Source organism: Photobacterium kishitanii (genome assembly GCF_003026355.1).
GTDB classification, from domain to species: Bacteria; Pseudomonadota; Gammaproteobacteria; order Enterobacterales; family Vibrionaceae; genus Photobacterium; species Photobacterium kishitanii.
The window spans coordinates 19,704-37,672 of record NZ_PYON01000015.1 but is presented as its reverse complement, the minus strand read 5'-3'; the positions used below and the strand labels follow the sequence as shown (position 1 = coordinate 37,672).

Here is a 17,969-nt window from a genome sequence, read left to right as displayed (position 1 = left end):
CGACCAATGAACAGACCAATGCCAACCTTACTCAACAGCCATATTGTTGATCATCATGCGGTTATTACTTTATGTGCCGATGATGGATTAGATGATTTCAAGGGACATTTTCAAACCTTTGCTCTTTTACCTGGCGTCAGTCAAATTGATTGGGCGGTACATTTTGCGCGTCATTATTTTAATGATATGCCATCTGAATTTGGTGGAATGGATGTGATCAAATTCCAACAACCTATTTTACCCAATAGCACTATCGTCCTGACATTAGACTGGGTGGCTGAAAAACAAAAATTACAGTTTAATTTTAGTTCTGTAACACCAGAAAATGAAACAGTTATCCATTCTTCAGGCAAGATTAGTATGGGGAACAAAGCATGAGTTGGTTTCATCCATGTTTTATTATTCCTTGTTATAACCATGGTAATACCGTACCGGCCATCATTGATGGATTACAAACTTTTGCTCATCCAATTATCATTATTGATGATGGCAGTAATCAATCGACCAAAGATATCCTGACGCAACAGGCACTGCGTAATAATGTCACTGTTATTACCCTACCTCAAAATAAGGGCAAAGGCGGTGCAGTAACAGCTGCAATACAATATGCCCATCAACATAATTATAGCCACGCAATCCAAATAGATGCTGATGGACAACATGACTTAACAGCCGTTAATGATTTGCTCACCACGGCTAATCAACATCCAACAGCACTGATTTCAGGCAAACCTATTTACGATAATTCAGTGCCTAAATCACGCTTATACGGTCGTTATATCACCCATTTTTGGGTATGGATTGAAACACTCTCATTTGAGATTAAAGACAGTATGTGTGGCTTTCGTTGCTACCCTATTGAACCAATAATACCCATTCTAAAGCAACATCATTTAGGTCAACGAATGGAATTTGACACTGAAATTATGGTGTATTTCTATTGGAATAATGGTTCGATTCGGTTTATTGATACTAAGGTTATTTACCCCGAGAATGGAATTTCTCATTTTGATGCTGTATGGGATAATATCAAAATCAGTTGGATGCATACCAAGTTATTCTGCGGTATGTTACCCCGTATTCCTCAATTACTAAAACGGCATCAATATCGCTCCCAGCACTGGTCAAGCCGAGGTGAGCGCGGTACTGTTTTAGGTATCAAATTCTTATTATCAATCTATAGCTTATTAGGTCGAAAAGTCGTTAATGGGTTATTGAAAGTGGTGATCGGCTATTATTATTTAACCAGTAAAACAGCTCGCCATGCTTCAGAGCAGTATTTACAACAATTACAGCATTATGCCGAGCAACAACAACTTCAATTACCAAATGATCTTTCCAGCTATCAACATTTATTATCATTTGGTCATACAACCCTTGATAAGCTCGCGGCATGGAAAGGTGATTATAACGCCAATAATCTCACCATCCATGGTCAACATCACTTTGATAATATCGTTGCGAGTAAACAAGGTGTGGTCATTCTCGGCTCCCATTTAGGTAACCTTGAATTATGCCGAGCTTTAAGCCAACGGCATAAAAATATTAAAATTAATGCATTAGTTTTTACCGAGCACGCTGCACGTTTTAATAATGTCATGAAAACAATTAATCCTAGCGCTAACCTAAATCTGATCCATGTTAATCAACTTGGTGCCGATACAGCGATCATACTCCAGCAAAAAATTGAACGTGGAGAGTGGGTCGTCATCGTTGGCGATCGAACTTCTGTAGCTAATGAAACTCGCGTCAGCTGGGCTAATTTTCTTGGACAAGCAGCCCCCTTTCCGCAAGGCCCTTTTATACTCGCAGCAATACTTAAGACGCCAGTTTATCTATTATTTGGTCTGCGTGATGACAGCCAACCCCAACCTCATTTTAATGTATATTTTGAAGCTTTTAGTGAACAAATAATTTTACCACGCGCCACTCGTAATGCCGCACTCCAAGCTGTGGTTGAACACTATGCGACTCGCCTTGAGCACTACACGCTACAAGCGCCATTACAATGGTATAACTTTTTTAACTTTTGGCAGCTCAGTGGAAAAAAAGATGATAAATAACGCAAATACAATCCCCCAACAAACTATTCGCTTTGGCGCTGAACGACTTACCATTGAAGATGTAGTCGCAATCAGCAATGGGGCAACAGCAGAAATGAACACCGATGCTGCGTTTACCAGTAAAATAGATCGCGGGGTCGCCTTTCTGGAACGATTATTAAAAGAAGAAGGGGTTATTTATGGAGTAACAACGGGTTACGGTGATTCATGTACCGTTGCAATTCCAACCCACCTTGTCGATGATCTTCCCCTAAATCTTACCCGTTTTCATGGCTGTGGTTTAGGTGAAGATCTTGATCGTCAACAAGCACGTGCAGTGCTAGCAACTCGACTATGCTCACTGTCCCAGGGTGTATCTGGTGTTAGCCATCCGCTACTCAACCAAATCGTCACCCTGATCAATCACGATATTAGCCCACGTATTCCTCAAGAAGGCTCTGTTGGTGCCAGTGGTGATTTAACGCCATTATCTTATCTTGCAGCAACACTAATAGGCGAACGCGAAGTTATTTATCAAGGTCAAATTCGACCAACCGCTGATGTTTTTAAAGAGCTCGGTATCGAACCTATCAAACTCAAGCCAAAAGAAGGCTTAGCACTGATGAACGGTACCTCGGTTATGACGGCATTGGCATGTATTGCTTATAAACGCGCAGAATATTTAGCCCAATTAGCCACTAAAATTACGGCAATGGTATCGGTGGGTATTCAAGGCAATGCATTCCATTTTGATGAAGCGTTATTTGCTGTAAAACCGCACCCAGGACAACAACAAATTGCCAGCTGGCTGCGTTCGGATCTCCAAGCTGAACGTCCACCACGTAATAGTGATCGCTTACAAGATCGTTATTCACTACGCTGCGCACCGCATGTTATTGGTGTACTACAAGATAGTCTGCCGTGGCTACGCCAAATGATCGAGAATGAACTCAATAGCGCCAATGATAATCCTATTATTGATGGTGATAATGAGCGCGTACTGCACGGCGGACACTTTTATGGTGGTCATATTGCAATGGCAATGGATACCCTAAAAACAGCCGTTGCCAACATAGCCGATCTGTTAGATCGCCAGATGGCGCAATTGATGGATTATAAGTTCAATAACGGACTGCCATTTAATTTAACGGGTGCGACAGGTGAACGTAAACCAATAAACCATGGTTTTAAAGCGGTTCAAATTGGTATTTCAGCATGGACAGCAGAAGCGTTGAAACACACCATGCCCGCAAGTGTATTCTCACGCTCAACTGAGTGCCATAACCAAGATAAAGTCAGCATGGGCACCATCGCATCTCGCGACTGTATACGCGTATTACAACTCACCGAGCAAGTCACCGCAGCGTCACTATTAGCAGCAACTCAAGCCATTGAGTTACGTAAACGTGATCATCAACTTATAGATATTAATATCAGCCCAGCGTTACAAGCTATGCAACAAGCTGTACTGGCTGATTTTGAATTTGTCATTGAAGATCGTCCATTAGAACAAGATTTACGTTATTTCATTAGCAAGATCCAACAACAACATTGGTCGTTATATTGATCGCTAATGATCTGTTAACACTTATTTGATCTTACGTGGCCTTGACCTTATCGCAAGGCCACCTGATTATTGTTAGCATTTATTTATCGTCTTAACTTCGACAATGATTGAGTAACTCATGAACCAAGATCCTTCTTTACCATTACTGACTGCCGAGCTGACGTTAACGACCCACTTTCAAGATGCCGATCCAATGGGCGTTATCTATCATGGTAATTACTTCCGTTTTTTTGAAGAAGTACGCCGACTATTGATGGAAAAAATTAATTATAGTTATCGTGATATGCAAGCCTCTGGTTATTTGTGGCCTATCATTGATACGCGCGTAAAATATGTTAAACCGATTCCTTTTGATCACCGTATTCGTATCACAGCAACCCTCACTGAATGGGAGAATCGACTCAAAGTTGATTATGTTATCTATGATGCTAAAACCAATGTTCGAATGACAAAAGGCTATACAATGCAAGTCGCTGTCGGGATTGATAATCACGAAATGTGTTTTGCTTCACCCACTGTTTTCACTGATAAAATAAAGGATTGGCATGATAAACAATGAGTCAACAGCATTAATGACAGCCATTAAATGGTGCCGTAATAGCTTGCTGTGTACCGTATTAGCTATCACCAGTTTATCAACGCAAGCGATGACCTTAGGTGAACTCCAACATACGCTTTCTGCCACCAAGGTTGTTCGAGGGGATTTTAGTCAAACGAGAACCATGGCAATGTTTAACCAACCACTGCTATCTAATGGTGAGTTTTTAATTGCGGCAAACAATGGCTTATGGTGGCATCAAACGGCTCCGATGGCGGTCTCATTAGTACTCACTAACAATAAACTTAGCCAGCAATTTGATAATCAACCGCCACAGATCATCTCGGCCGCTCAAAATCCAATGGTGTTTTATTTCAGCCATATATTTCTCGCACTCTTTAACGGTGATACTTCAGCATTAGATCAGCAATTTACCTTAAAACTGACCACATTAGTCCCTGATAACAACAGTTCCGACGCTAGCAATAGTGACAATCAATGGCAATTAGTACTCATCCCTAAACAAGCACCATTAAATAAAGTATTTACTAGCATTACACTTCAAGGTGGCAAGTTCATCAATCATCTAACATTGGCTGAAATTCGTGGCGATAAAACAGTGATTACTTTTAGTCATCAACGCACGACGCCAGCAACACTAACCACAGAAGAACAACGTGTTTTCAAATTCTAAACTTAGCCAGTTATGGCTGTTGATTATGTTGCTGTTGGTCGCTGGTTTAGGTTACCAACTCACTGCGCATAAACAACTACCTATCGAAACCAATATTCTGGCGTTATTACCCGCAAATCACCAAGATCCTGCTGCCCAACAAGCATTTGATCATATCGCCACCAGCATGAGTAATAAGGTGGTGTTTTTAGTTGGTAGCCCCAATAGTGCGACCATGATCAGTGCAACTGAACAATTTAGCCATCAACTGGCGCAACTGGGATTGTTTGCTAATATTGATGCAAAAATGAGCAATAGCCAGCAGCAAGCATGGGCACAACTGTATTACCCTAAACGGTTTCAGCTATTAACCCCAGCACAACAACAACGGCTAGCACATAACCCGCAACAACAAACAGAACAAGTATTACAAGCGCTGTATAATCCCTTCTCTGGAGTTACCGGTGCCGAGCTTAAACATGATCCCTTTTTATTATTTCGCGATTATTTAACGCAATTAAGTGCACAAAGCGGGCATTTCAGCCTCAATCAAGGTTTTTTGACCACGGAATATCATCAACGTCATTACGCATTAATTACCGCTGAACTCGCGGGTTCACCCTATAGTGTTAAATTACAACACCAATTGCCTGCACTTGATGCGTTACAACAGCAGATCATCAACCAGTATTCTACGCCGACTGAAAAAGTAGATATTTTACATACTGGCGTGATTTTTTATGCGGCTCACGGCACTCAAAGTGCAGAAAAAGAGATCAGTACTATCGGTTTAGGATCGTTATTAGGGATCATCGTTTTATTAGTGGTTGTCTACCGCAGTCCATTACCATTAACATTAGCTCTACTGTCAATTAGCTGTGGTTTAATTGCTGCATTTGTTGGTACAGTCGCCATTTTTGGCAAAGTACACCTGTTTAGTTTAGTGTTTGGCGCTAGCTTGATCGGAGTCTCGATTGACTATGCCTTCCACTATCTCACCGATAGATTAGCAGCCGGTAGAGATTGGGATCCACACCAAGGGCTCAAGCATATTTTTGTGGCCATTAGCTTAGGTCTAATTACCAGCTTAATTGGCTATTTGGGGATGTTAGTTGCACCTTTCCCTGGACTACAACAATTATCGCTGTTTTCAGCGATTGGTTTAATTGCCGCTTACGCAACTGTTGTCTGTTGGTATCCAAGCTTGGCATCAAAACCTTGCTCACCACGACCATTACCTTGCCATCAATTACTCAATGCGTGGCTACAACTGTGGCATATACCTAGCGTTCGTTGGAGTGTGCCATTAGTACTGGCAATCGCTTCTATTCTCGGCTTATACCATACTCACTATGATGATGATATTCGCCAACTTCAAGCATTGCCGCAGCAACTCAAACAACAAGAAGCAACCATAAAAGCCATTACCGGCGTAAGCAGTGGTCAGCAAATGTTGTTAGTTAAAGCAAAAACAGCACAGGATCTATTAACTAAATTAGCTGCCGTCGATCAGCAACTGAATACATTAGTCGCTACTCACAAACTTGATAGCTACCAAAGTATCGGCCATTACCTACCATCGATTGCAGCTCAAAAGCATAACTTTGAATTAGTTAAACAATTATATCAACAGCAAGGGCTCGCGTTAGATCAACAAATTAAATTAAGCCAGCCACCACAATTTACAGCGACGTTTCAACCGTTAACTATCGCCGAATATTTAGCCTCGCCAGTATCAAAACCACTGCGTTTCACTTGGCTGGGTAAAATTAATCAATCACCCACTGAACAAATTTATGGGGCGGTTATTTTGTTATCTGGTGTAAACCAGCTTAGTGCAATTAAACAATTCACAGCACAAGATAGTCAGTTAAGCTATCTCAATAAAGCTGATGAAGTATCGCACCTTTTTGGACAATACCGCCAACGAGTAACAGAGTTATTAATTGCAGCAACCCTGGTTATTTTAGCGTTATTAGTATGGCGTTATGGCATCAAAAAAGGACTACAAATGATCCTACCGTCATTCATTGGCGGTTGTGCGGGTATTGCTATCACCAGTATTAGTGGCACGCCATTAAATCTGTTTAATTTACTGGCGCTGATATTAATCTTAGGAATTGGGATTGATTACAGTCTCTTTTTTGCTGAATTAAAATCAACTGATAACAATCATCATCGCCGTTCAACATTATTAGCCATTACCTTATCAGCATTAACGACAGTATTATCATTTGGATTATTAGCGTTAAGTGCTACTCAAGCTATTCATAGTTTTGGTATTACCGTACTGACTGGGATTGTTATTGCATGGCTATTAGCACCTTTAGCCATGACGCCATCATCCCCAGCGACGTCTAATATAGGAGTTAAATGATATGTCTCGTTTTATGATAAATAACGGTAATTATCGCTACTTAATTGCATTACTAACAACAGTGTTTATTTCTGGCTGTGCGACAATATCCCAACCACAGTCAAATCAAGTTAAGATTGCGAGCCACACATTTGTTACTTTACCGACACCGGCACAATTAGGCTATTCATTAACAGCCAATCAGTTAATCACAGCTACGTGGCATCAAACAAGCCATCAACTACCGGTTCAGTTACAAGTCACGCCACAGGCATTAGCGCTCGCTGGTTTTTCATCATGGGGATCTCGTATTCTTAGCTTAGATTATACCAACCACCAGCTAAGTACGTATGTAATGCCAGGATTAGGTTCAACACTGCCAGAACCAAAACAAGTACTGTTCAATATGATGATCACCCTATGGCCACTCTCAGCATGGCAGCAACCATTACAACAGATCGGCTGGCAATTAAAACAAACAGCAAACCATCGCCAACTTGTCGACAATAAAGGTGTCGTTGTAGCCGATATTAACTACCAAAACGCAAATAAACTAAAAGGAGTCATTACGTTTGTTAATCACAAGCCTAATTACACAATCACTATAAAAACATTACAATATCAGCGTCAATAATGTCAGCACGAGATCTTATGAAAAATAATCAACCCACAACGCCAGTCTATATCCGCGGCTGTGGTTTTCATTCCGCTTTAGGTGCAACCTCTGAACAGATCCAGCACCGACTCGTTGCAGGGTTTAGTCCTGATATGCGCACGGTATCAGGCTGGCTCAATGACGGCAGTGAAACAGTCATTGGCCAAGTGACTGCGCCATTAACTGCGATAGATGAACACCAATATCCACACCAAAATACCGCGAATAATCGTCTGGCATTATCAGCATTACAACAAATCGCACCTCAAATACAGCAAGCTATTGAACAGTTTGGTAATGATCGTATTGCAGTGATTATTGGTACAACAACCTCTGGCATCAGTGATGGTGAACGAGCATTAGCACAACTTGTAGAACAAGATCACTTACCTGAAAACTACCATTATCATCAGCAAGAGCCCGCCAATACAGGGCAATTTATTGCGGATTATTTTGGCTTAACCGGCTTGGTTTACACAATATCAACGGCCTGTTCTTCAAGTGGACGCAGCTTTTTATCGGCTAAACGACTCCTCAAAGCAGGCTTAGCAGACGCAGTTATTGTTGGTGGTGCTGATACATTGTGTAGACTAACCCTGAATGGATTTCATGGCTTAGATTCATTATCCTCTCAGCGGTGTAATCCATTTAGTGTCAATCGTGACGGGATTAATATCGGTGAGGCAGCGGCATTTATGTTGTTAGCACTCACACCTGCTACAACCAATAACCAACTAGCATCGTCACAACCACAAATTGCTTTTTTAGGGGGGGGAGATAGCTCTGATGCTTATCATATTTCAGCCCCTCACCCTGAGGGTAATGGCGCAGAAGTTGCAATGCGAAATGCATTAGCTGATGCGGGGTTAAAACCTAATGATATTGGCTACATTAATGCGCATGGCACTGCGACGCCACTTAACGATGCTATGGAAGCCAAAGCGATTGCACGCGTATTCGGCACCGAGGTCGCGGTTAGCTCGACCAAACCACTCACGGGTCATACTCTCGGCGCGGCAAGTGCCGTCGAAGCTGCGATTTGTTGGTATATTCTTGCTTATCAGTTACCGTTACCATTACAAATAAATGATGGTCACCAAGATCCGTTGCTGCCAATCACACTCGTAAAACAGCCATTACCATTAACGACAGCAGCAGTACTGAGTAACTCGTTTGCTTTTGGTGGTAATAACATCAGTTTAATTTTTGGATACGTTAATGACTAAGATGCCACCGTTAGCACAATTACTGCCCCATGACGCTCCAATGATATTAATTGATGAGCTGATCAGTGTTGATGTGGAAAATGTACATTGCCAAGTGACAATCCGTTCAGATAACCTCTTTTTTGATAACCATTCTCAGAGTGTTGCGGGCTATGTAGGTATTGAGTTAATGGCACAAACAATTGCTGGTTGGGCGGGTTATCATGCATGGCAACAAGGCAAACCTGCCCCGATTGGCTTTTTACTCGGCTGTCGCCGTTATCACAGTGAATGGTCACAATTTAATCAGGGAGTTGTGCTTGATATTTATGCTGAGCGTTTAATACAAGATAATAATATGGCGGTTTTTAGTTGCCAAATTATCAGTCAACAACAAACGATTGCTAGCTGTCAACTCAATGCATATCTTCCCTCTGAAGAAAAAGTAGCAACCCTGCTTACCACTAAAAAATAGGAATAATTCATGACTCGACATGTACTTGTAACCGGTGCTAGTAAAGGAATTGGGCGAGCGATCGCTATCCAACTTGCACAAGATGGGTTTACCATTGCTGTGCATTACATGAGTGATCAAGCAGGTGCCGAAACTACTCTTGCTGCCATTATTAATGCCGGAGGCCAAGGCCGAACCATTCAATTCGATATTAGCAATCGCGAACAATGTCGCCAGCATCTCGAACAAGATATTGCTGAACATGGTGCTTATTATGGCGTAGTTAGTAATGCTGGTATTACTCGCGATACCGCCTTTCCAGCCATGACAGCACAAGAGTGGGACGGCGTTATTCATACCAATCTTGATAGCTTTTATAATGTACTCCACCCATGTGTCATGCCAATGGTACAACTGCGCCAAGGTGGACGTATTGTTACTCTAGCATCAGTGTCAGGCATTACTGGCAATCGTGGTCAAACCAACTACAGTGCAGCCAAAGCGGGTATTATTGGCGCATCAAAATCATTGGCACTTGAACTTGCTAAACGTAAAATTACCGTTAACTGTGTCGCCCCTGGTTTGATTGATACCGGCATGGTTGATGAACATGTTAAACAGCATGCTCTACCACAAGTCCCCTTGCGCCGCATGGGTGATCCCCAAGAGGTTGCCGGATTAGTGAGTTATTTAATGTCCGATATTGCAGCTTATGTTACTCGCCAAGTGATTTCTATTAATGGAGGTTTAGTATGAACCGTCGCGTTGTAATCACAGGCATGGGGGGAGTAACGGCTCTGGGTCAAGATTGGCTAACAGTGGAACAAAAATTGCGTGAGGGCGAAAATGCAGTGGTCTATATGGACGATTACGCCCTCTATGACGGTTTAAATACCAAGCTTGCAGCCCCAATTAGCAATTTTAATGTGCCTAAGCATTATACCCGTAAGCAACTGCGCGCGATGGGGCGTGTATCAAAACTCGCTACAGTCGCGAGTGAACAAGCACTCACCCAATCGGGTTTGTTAGGCCATGATGTACTTACCAATGGTAACACTGGTATCGCTTACGGTTCATCTGTAGGTAGCACGCCAGCTATTGGTGCATTTGGCGCGATGCTTAACGACAAAACCACCAAAGAAATTACCGCAACCACTTATGTACAAATGATGCCACACACCGCGGCAGTTAACGTCGGCCTATTCTTTGGCTTACGCGGCCGAGTGATCCCAACAAGCAGCGCATGTACCTCCGGCAGTCAAGCCATTGGTTATGCCTACGAGGCCATCAAACATGGTTATCAAACCGTCATGGTGGCAGGTGGTGCCGAAGAACTGTGTCCAACAGAGTCAGCGGTGTTTGATACTCTTTTTGCTACTAGCCTTAAAAATAACACCCCAAAATTAACCCCACGCCCATATGATATTGACCGTGATGGATTAGTGATTGGTGAAGGTGCTGGCTCACTAGTATTAGAGGAATATCAACATGCGTTAGATAGAGGCGCGACTATTTTAGCGGAAGTGGTTGGATTTGCGACTAATTGTGATGCAACACATATTACCCAGCCTCAGCAACAAACGATGCAGCAATGCATGACAATGGCATTGCAACAAGCACAGTTACAGCCACAGGATATTGGCTATATTTCAGCTCATGGCACTGCGACGGAAAAAGGTGATATTGCAGAAAGCCAAGCGACGGCCAATATTTTTGGTAACCAAACCCCTATTAGTACCCTCAAAAGTTATTTTGGTCATACTTTAGGGGCGTGTGGTGCTATTGAAGCGTGGCTGAGTATTGAAATGATGAACAATGGCTGGTTTAACCCAACATTGAATTTAGAGACGCCAGATCCACACTGTGGTGAACTTGATTATATTCAAGGCCAAGGACGAAATATTGATTGTGATTACATCATGAGTAATAACTTTGCTTTTGGCGGTATTAACACTTCATTAATTTTTAAACGCTTATAAATATATCCCTTGGTACAATAGCGGTGTTAATCACGCTACTGATACCAAGGGAAATTTTAGCATACAGCATCACTTATTGCTGTTGTAAGAACGTTATCGCTTGCGGCTTTTCAGCAAAGGTAAAATATTGAATATCAATATTACGGAAAAGAGCATCTTCAACTTTAACGACTTTTTCAATCCAGCCCGCGTCAGCAACAACAGCCACTTGCTTAATATGCTTCAAGCCAGCATGAACCAGATATTTTAATTCTTCAACAATTGCTGCTAACTCAATCCCAGAAAAACTTTCAATTTCTTCATAAATGACAATTCCACCGTGATCAACGGTTTTAGCTTCTGCATCCATCAAAACACGCTTCATATCATCTTCTGTCACTTTGCCCGATAATGTAAAAGCTACTGCGTTATCAATGCCAATATCAATCATGGTTAACATATAAAATTCCTTAGTCAAGATTACATCAAGAGACGTTATTACTCTTTATCTTTTAGTTACTATGCGCTTTTATTAACATTGCTTCAGCCACTAAATACAGACCTTTAGTCAATATCACATTGCAACAATAGCTGTTATCACATTTGCAAACGCCGACTTAACAAAGAGTATATTTTATTCACCACAACCTAATTCTAACAAAGTTGCATTACCGCCCACGGCAGTAATATTAATCGTACGTGTACGCTCAGTAATAAACCGCAAGCAATAATGCTGACTACCGATAACGGGGACCTGTTCTCCATCAAGCTCAGCAACCAATTGAGCTAACACCCCTTCTCTTTGTGCTAACTGGCGCGCCAGTTGTTGGGCACCATTAAGATCGCCACAATAAGCAACACCTGCAGTTTGAGGATGGGTAACTAATGCATCAACATCGGAAATATTCACTACCGTAATCACACCAGCAATACAGCCTAATTGTTCAAGCTGAATTTTGATCTTCTCTGCTTGCTTTTTATCTGCAATGCACAATAATACCGCATTACCACAGACCAATGCGGCAACTAATTGGCCCACAATAGCGACTTCAGTCATACCTTTTAACGCCGTAACAACAAACACACCTCGCCCACAGCAATAGAGCTCATTCGTTTCACCTGTGGGGCCAGGCATTAACTCAAGTTTAGCAACATATTGCAGAGCATTAGCACATTGAAAGTTCACCATCGCTGCAATATTCATCGGCAATTGCTGTGCCCAATGCAGCAAAATAGCGGCTCGTTCATCAAAACCAAGCTTATTCCAACTTATCATTGCAATATCGCTATTATCGATTAATACCTGCAAATTTTTCTCATGATGCAGCATAAACGACTCCTTGTTATTGATTAATAGGTTTTATACAGTCTTGAGTAAAGCGATATAAATAGTGTGGTCCACCCGCTTTAGGTCCCGTACCCGATAATCCTTGCCCCCCAAAAGGTTGTACCCCGACAGCAGCACCAACTTGATCACGATTGATATAGCAGTTCCCCACACGAGCATGTTGCTCTATAGCAAGATAAGTACGTTCATTACGGCTATGAACCGCCATGGTTAATCCAAATCCAGTCTGGTTTATCTGATCAATAATTTGATATAACTCACTAGCCTTAAACCGCACCACATGCAAAATCGGCCCAAAATGTTCTTGCTGCAATAGATTAATATTGTCAATTTCGATCGCCGTTGGCGGTACAAAATCCCCCCATTGACACTCAGGCGCTAATGGGGTTTGAGTGATCAACTTAGCTTGCTTTGTTAACATTTCAATATGAGCAAGTAACTTATTGCGTGCTTGCGTATCAATCACCGGTCCAATGTCAGTGTTGTGAAGCTCAGGACGCCCGACACTAAGCTCAGCCATTGCACCTTTAATTAACGCTATCACTCGATCTGCAATATCAACCTGAACGAACAATACTCGTAGTGCAGAGCAACGTTGACCTGCCGATGCAAATGCTGACCGAATCACATCCCGTACGACTTGTTCCGGCAACGCGGTACTATCAACAATCATTGCATTTTGGCCCCCTGTTTCAGCAATAAAGGGAACAGGAGCGCACTCCCTTGCCGCTAGCATACGATTAATGGTTTGTGCCGTTGGTGTCGAACCGGTAAATACCACGCCAGCAATACGTTGGTCAGAGAGTAAGTACTGACCAATATCCGCACCACCTCCCGGCAACAGTTGAATAACCCCAGCAGGGATACCAGTTTCAAGTAACAACTCAATCGCACGATAAGCAATTAATGATGTTTGTTTGGCCGGCTTGGTAACAACGGTATTGCCCGCCGCTAATGCCGCGGTAATTTGACCTATAAAAATGGCTAATGGAAAATTCCAGGGACTAATACAAACAAAAACCCCACGACCTTGATAATGCAGTTGCTGATCAATACCGTGGTAACTGGTGATCCGTTGTGGTGAACCAAAATTAACGGTTGCTTGCTGTGCGTAATAACGACAAAAATCCACTGCCTCACGAATTTCATCAATAGCATCTTGAATGGTTTTCCCGGCCTCTCGATGACATAGCGCCACTAATTCATGCTGATGACGATCTAAATTTTCAGCAAGCGACAATAAATAACGACAGCGGACAGAAGCTGGCGTTGTCGACCAATCAATAAACGCATCTTCAGCCTGTGATATTGCCGCCTCTATCTGAACTTGATTGGCAAAAGTTACCGTACCCACAACTTCACGTCGATCATAAGGAGCCGTGACTGTCATTATTTCCGCGGTATCATCACTCTTGGGTAGATTGTTAGGTAAAGGAACTGCGTGCCATTGATGATCGGCAAAGGCAGTCACTGCAGCATTAAACGGTTGCCATTGCGATTCAATGTCAATATTAATTGCTATCGAATTACGGCGTTGATCCCCAAAGATTTCAGAGGGTAAAGGGATATGACTATTATGTAATGTTTGACGCTTACTCAAGGTATCAACAGGATGTTCAATAAGCTCTTCAATTGGGCAGTCGGCATCAACTAAACGGTGCACAAAAGAACTATTAGCGCCGTTTTCTAATAACCGTCGCACCAAATAAGGCAATAGATCTTTGTGATTACCCACTGGCGCATAAATACGCACCGACACATTGTTCATCGCCATCACATGGTTATACAGTGCGTCCCCCATGCCATGTAAGCGTTGAAACTCAAAATTATTATGCTGTGACATTGCAATAATAGCACTAACGGTATGTGCATTATGAGTAGCAAACTGTGGATAAATAACCCCATTTAACGCGGGTGATAACAGCATACGAGCACATGCTAAATACGAGGTATCCGTTGCCTCTTTACGTGTAAATACCGGATAACCACTGTAGCCACCTTGCTGGCTAATTTTAAGCTCACTGTCCCAATATGCGCCTTTAACTAAGCGTAATGGAATCACATCACCTTGCTTTTTCGCTAATGCCGCTATCCAAGCGAGTACCGGTAATGCTCGTTTTGAGTAAGCCTGGACCACCAGCCCAAATCGCCCCCACCCTTGTAGTTGCGGGGAGTGATATAATTTTTCAAATAATTTTAATGACAGTTCTAAACGATCGGCTTCTTCGGCATCAATAGTAATGCCGACATTATGTTCTCGTGCACAATGTAATAATGACAATAAAGAGTCATACATTTCACTTAATACCCGTGCCTCATTAGCGACATCATAACGCGGGTGTAGTGCTGATAATTTTATGGAAATCGTAGCATCTGACGAAGTATTATTTGCACCTTTGGTGGTTAAATAGCGATCCTTTCCCACCGCCACAATGGCAGTAATATAATCTTGGTAATACTTGCAGGCATCATCAGCTGTCAATGCAGCCTCACCAAGCATATCAAATGAATAACTAAGGCCTTGATCGCGCTTTGATTTACCATTTATCATCGCCTCATCAATATTGCGTCCCAATACAAACTGATGGCCCATTATTTTCATAGCTTGGTGCATTGCTTGACGGATCACGGGCTCCGACATTTTATTAACGAGTCGATTAATAACATCAGACGCAGATCCATTACGCACTGTCTCTAACGCCACAACCTTGCCCGTTAGCATTAATCCCCATGTTGATGCATTAACAAATAATGAATCAGAATTTTTAAGATGAGATTTCCAATCTGCGACACTTAATTTATCGCGAATCAAAGCATCTGCTGTCGTAGTATCTGGAATACGCATCAGTGCCTCAGCCAAGCACATTAACAAAACACCTTCTTTAGTATCTAAGCTATATTCCAGTAATAACGCATCTATCATTTGAATCGCATTTTTATCAGCACGAACACGTGCAATTAATTCTATGGCTTGCTGCTTACTATAAGTACGCTCTTGCAATGAAGGCTTTGCCAATGGTATTAGCTGCGCCAACCACAGTGATTCATCAACTGCATAATTAGGAGAAATCAATGACCACAGCCGATTTAATGGCTGCTCAATAAAAGAAGGCTGAAGAACATCAGCTGCATTGAACATAGCTCATACCTCAATATAATCTGCACCATAAAAAACATTATCCACCAAGGAAATGTTACAACATTGTTGTTTACTGATAGATATTATGCTGAGGAGATATCACCGTCTTGCTATTTTCTCCAAATATTTGTAGTCAAACTCCGATGATTAACAAAATAAGATCCAGCCCTATATTTAGGAGTAACGTTTAACGTTTATTGGTAAGTAAACTATAACAAAAGATACCCTTAAAGCTGTCGCTGATAACGCGCTGGAGGAACGCCATATAACCGTCGAAATGCCTGAGAAAAGCTACTTTGACCAGCAAAACCACAAGCTTGTGCAATATGAGCGACCGTTAGCTTTCTCTCGCTCAGAAGTTGCTTAGCTAACTGAAGTCGTTTTTGTAATATATACCGCTGTGGTGTATTACCGGTTTGAGTTTTAAACAACGCATAAAATTGACTTTCGGCTAAGAAAACGATGGCAGCTAACTGTGCAACTGTAATTTTATGATTGATATTGCGCTGAATATAATTATCAACTACATCGATATTAAGGCGTTGCGACTGACGCTCTCGATAAGGGATATGGAGATGACGTTGCAGTACACACAGTAAGGTCATTATGCATGCTTGCTGTAACAGTTCATCGGTTGGATTTGCTTTCATTTCAGTAGTCAGTAGTTGAATTAATTGCTGTGATTGATTATCTAAATAAAAATATCCTGAGCGAGAAAATAACTGCGTAATACGTTGTTTAATTTCATTATTATCATCGAATACTAGCGGTAAGTTAATGACTAATAACTCATTATCGCCAATACCGACAAAGGCATGCTCACAATTAGCCATTACTAAACAACCAAGACCTGGATGGATCAAATTAGTGACACCATCAATATCAAACTCTGATTGTCCCGATAAGCTAATAACAACTTGATGATAGTTATGTCGATGATAGCTAACAGTTTGTGACAAACTAACAACAGCTAATTGTTTATCCTCTTGCATCATCACTTTTCTTCCTTTATCCAACCCAGCATAACTATCTTACTTGAGCAAAAAAACAATCAACCATAATTTATCAATCCTGAATAGTTACCCACTATTTTTGTGGATAACAGCGAATTATACTTAAATATCAGTATCCTAATATTTTCAACAATAAAAATTAATAATTAGAGCTGTTTTTAAATTCCAGACATTCTATTTTGAAAATAAAAAAGCCGCACTATACCAGTGCGGCTAGGATGTTGCGCTCGATGTACTTACATGGCACATCAAGTTTGTTACGCTTCGTCACTCATTACGTTGAGCTTGGCGTGTCCGATAACTATGTATGGACCCATATTTTGACGAAGAAGCAAGAGTTTACGGTATTGCTATCCAAATTGTTAACAACTAAGAGTGTCACCTTAGAAGCTTTTACGTATTTCACTTACTGTTACGCGTTGCAACTTGATTGTTATTAATAACGGGTTGAATAGGTCTACTAATAACAACCGGAACCTGACTCCCTGAGTTAGATGGAAAACAGCTTGTTTCCTCCGTAAGCTCGATAATATATCTCAGTGCAGGTTAATTAAACTATGGTAGATAATTCATGAATAGGCAAATTTTAAGCTGTGATCAATGTCAAAAATAACAAATAAAACCAAGTAATCGACTAATTCCATTATTTTTCAACACGCTATTAAAAATAACCCCTAAACTCGATATAACGGCTGAATTATATTAATACTAATGCCTATAAATATAGTTAGCTTTATTTTTATAATAAAGCATTAACCAATAAGATTAATATTTTCCAATTATAAATTTATTTGTAGAAAATAATTCTTAAATAGGCATTATATATAATATACATCAACATTTTTTGGTTTTAAGCCAATTAAAGCTGTTATTGTTTAAGTTATTTTTATATCTTTGTCGCTCAATCGACACCCTCATCCCTCCAAAAATGAAATCTTTGTTTTACGCTTGCAATATTTAAAAACGTGATCTGACAATGAGATTTAAAATTCCATAAAAAAACTAGGAAAAATTCTTAATC

15 protein-coding genes are annotated in these 17,969 nt (G+C 41.2%); 11 read left to right on the top strand and 4 right to left on the bottom strand.

Annotation, left to right across the window (positions count from 1 at the left end):
* Nucleotides 1-6: 6 nt before the first annotated feature.
* The 11 genes from C0W29_RS15845 (at nt 7) to C0W29_RS15795 (ending at nt 11,469) form a co-directional block, all read left to right on the top strand.
* Complete coding sequence (locus C0W29_RS15845) at nt 7-378, top strand: ApeI family dehydratase (protein WP_045042889.1); 372 nt, start codon at nt 7-9, stop codon at nt 376-378.
* Complete coding sequence (locus tag C0W29_RS15840; protein WP_045045294.1) at nt 375-2,063, top strand: glycosyltransferase family 2 protein; 1,689 nt, start codon at nt 375-377, stop codon at nt 2,061-2,063. Before C0W29_RS15845 ends, C0W29_RS15840 begins: the two co-directional genes overlap by 4 nt.
* Nucleotides 2,053-3,609 carry an HAL/PAL/TAL family ammonia-lyase gene (locus tag C0W29_RS15835; RefSeq protein WP_036791616.1) on the top strand — a complete coding sequence of 519 codons (1,557 nt, stop codon included), beginning with the start codon at nt 2,053-2,055 and terminating at the stop codon, nt 3,607-3,609. The genes C0W29_RS15840 and C0W29_RS15835 overlap by 11 nt, the downstream gene beginning before the upstream one ends.
* A 118-nt stretch (nt 3,610-3,727) precedes the next feature.
* Entirely contained in the window at nt 3,728-4,168 is a 441-nt protein-coding gene (locus C0W29_RS15830) for an acyl-CoA thioesterase (protein WP_045045295.1), read from the top strand.
* Nucleotides 4,155-4,841, top strand: coding sequence for an outer membrane lipoprotein carrier protein LolA (locus C0W29_RS15825; protein ID WP_045045296.1), 687 nt, complete (start codon nt 4,155-4,157; stop codon nt 4,839-4,841). The genes C0W29_RS15830 and C0W29_RS15825 overlap by 14 nt, the downstream gene beginning before the upstream one ends.
* Before the next feature lie 25 nt (nt 4,842-4,866).
* A complete protein-coding gene (locus C0W29_RS15820) occupies nt 4,867-7,197 on the top strand; it encodes an MMPL family transporter (RefSeq protein ID WP_308810768.1) in 2,331 nt (776 codons plus the stop codon).
* Nucleotide 7,198: 1 nt separating this feature from the next.
* Nucleotides 7,199-7,810, top strand: a complete 612-nt coding sequence (locus tag C0W29_RS15815) for a DUF3261 domain-containing protein (RefSeq protein ID WP_080895421.1) — start codon at nt 7,199-7,201, stop codon at nt 7,808-7,810.
* A 17-nt stretch (nt 7,811-7,827) separates the two neighbouring features.
* The gene (locus C0W29_RS15810; protein WP_045045332.1) at nt 7,828-9,057 is read left to right on the top strand and encodes a beta-ketoacyl-[acyl-carrier-protein] synthase family protein; all 1,230 of its coding nucleotides are present in this window, start codon (nt 7,828-7,830) and stop codon (nt 9,055-9,057) included.
* Nucleotides 9,050-9,511 carry a hotdog family protein gene (locus tag C0W29_RS15805; RefSeq protein ID WP_045042892.1) on the top strand — a complete coding sequence of 154 codons (462 nt, stop codon included), beginning with the start codon at nt 9,050-9,052 and terminating at the stop codon, nt 9,509-9,511. Before C0W29_RS15810 ends, C0W29_RS15805 begins: the two co-directional genes overlap by 8 nt.
* A 9-nt stretch (nt 9,512-9,520) precedes the next feature.
* Entirely contained in the window at nt 9,521-10,246 is a 726-nt protein-coding gene (locus tag C0W29_RS15800) for a 3-ketoacyl-ACP reductase FabG2 (protein ID WP_036791627.1), read from the top strand.
* Nucleotides 10,243-11,469 (top strand): beta-ketoacyl-ACP synthase, encoded by a 1,227-nt coding sequence (locus tag C0W29_RS15795; RefSeq protein ID WP_045042893.1) that lies wholly within the window; start codon nt 10,243-10,245, stop codon nt 11,467-11,469. Before C0W29_RS15800 ends, C0W29_RS15795 begins: the two co-directional genes overlap by 4 nt.
* A gap of 73 nt (nt 11,470-11,542) precedes the next feature.
* Here C0W29_RS15795 and C0W29_RS15790 read toward each other — a convergent pair whose 3' ends face one another.
* The 4 genes from C0W29_RS15790 to C0W29_RS15775 all read right to left on the bottom strand — a co-directional run bounded on the left by C0W29_RS15790 (nt 11,543) and on the right by C0W29_RS15775 (nt 16,930).
* Nucleotides 11,543-11,908: a SpoIIAA family protein gene (locus C0W29_RS15790; RefSeq protein WP_036791632.1), complete on the bottom strand. Its 366-nt coding sequence runs from the start codon at nt 11,906-11,908 to the stop codon at nt 11,543-11,545.
* 174 nt (nt 11,909-12,082) lie between these two features.
* On the bottom strand, nt 12,083-12,778 hold the full coding sequence (locus C0W29_RS15785; protein ID WP_036791634.1) for an aldehyde dehydrogenase family protein: 696 nt from the start codon (nt 12,776-12,778) through the stop codon (nt 12,083-12,085).
* 13 nt (nt 12,779-12,791) lie between these two features.
* Nucleotides 12,792-15,935 carry a bifunctional proline dehydrogenase/L-glutamate gamma-semialdehyde dehydrogenase PutA gene (putA, locus tag C0W29_RS15780; protein ID WP_045045298.1) on the bottom strand — a complete coding sequence of 1,048 codons (3,144 nt, stop codon included), beginning with the start codon at nt 15,933-15,935 and terminating at the stop codon, nt 12,792-12,794.
* A gap of 227 nt (nt 15,936-16,162) precedes the next feature.
* The gene (locus C0W29_RS15775) at nt 16,163-16,930 is read right to left on the bottom strand and encodes an AraC family transcriptional regulator (RefSeq protein ID WP_045042895.1); all 768 of its coding nucleotides are present in this window, start codon (nt 16,928-16,930) and stop codon (nt 16,163-16,165) included.
* Nucleotides 16,931-17,969: the final 1,039 nt, after the last annotated feature.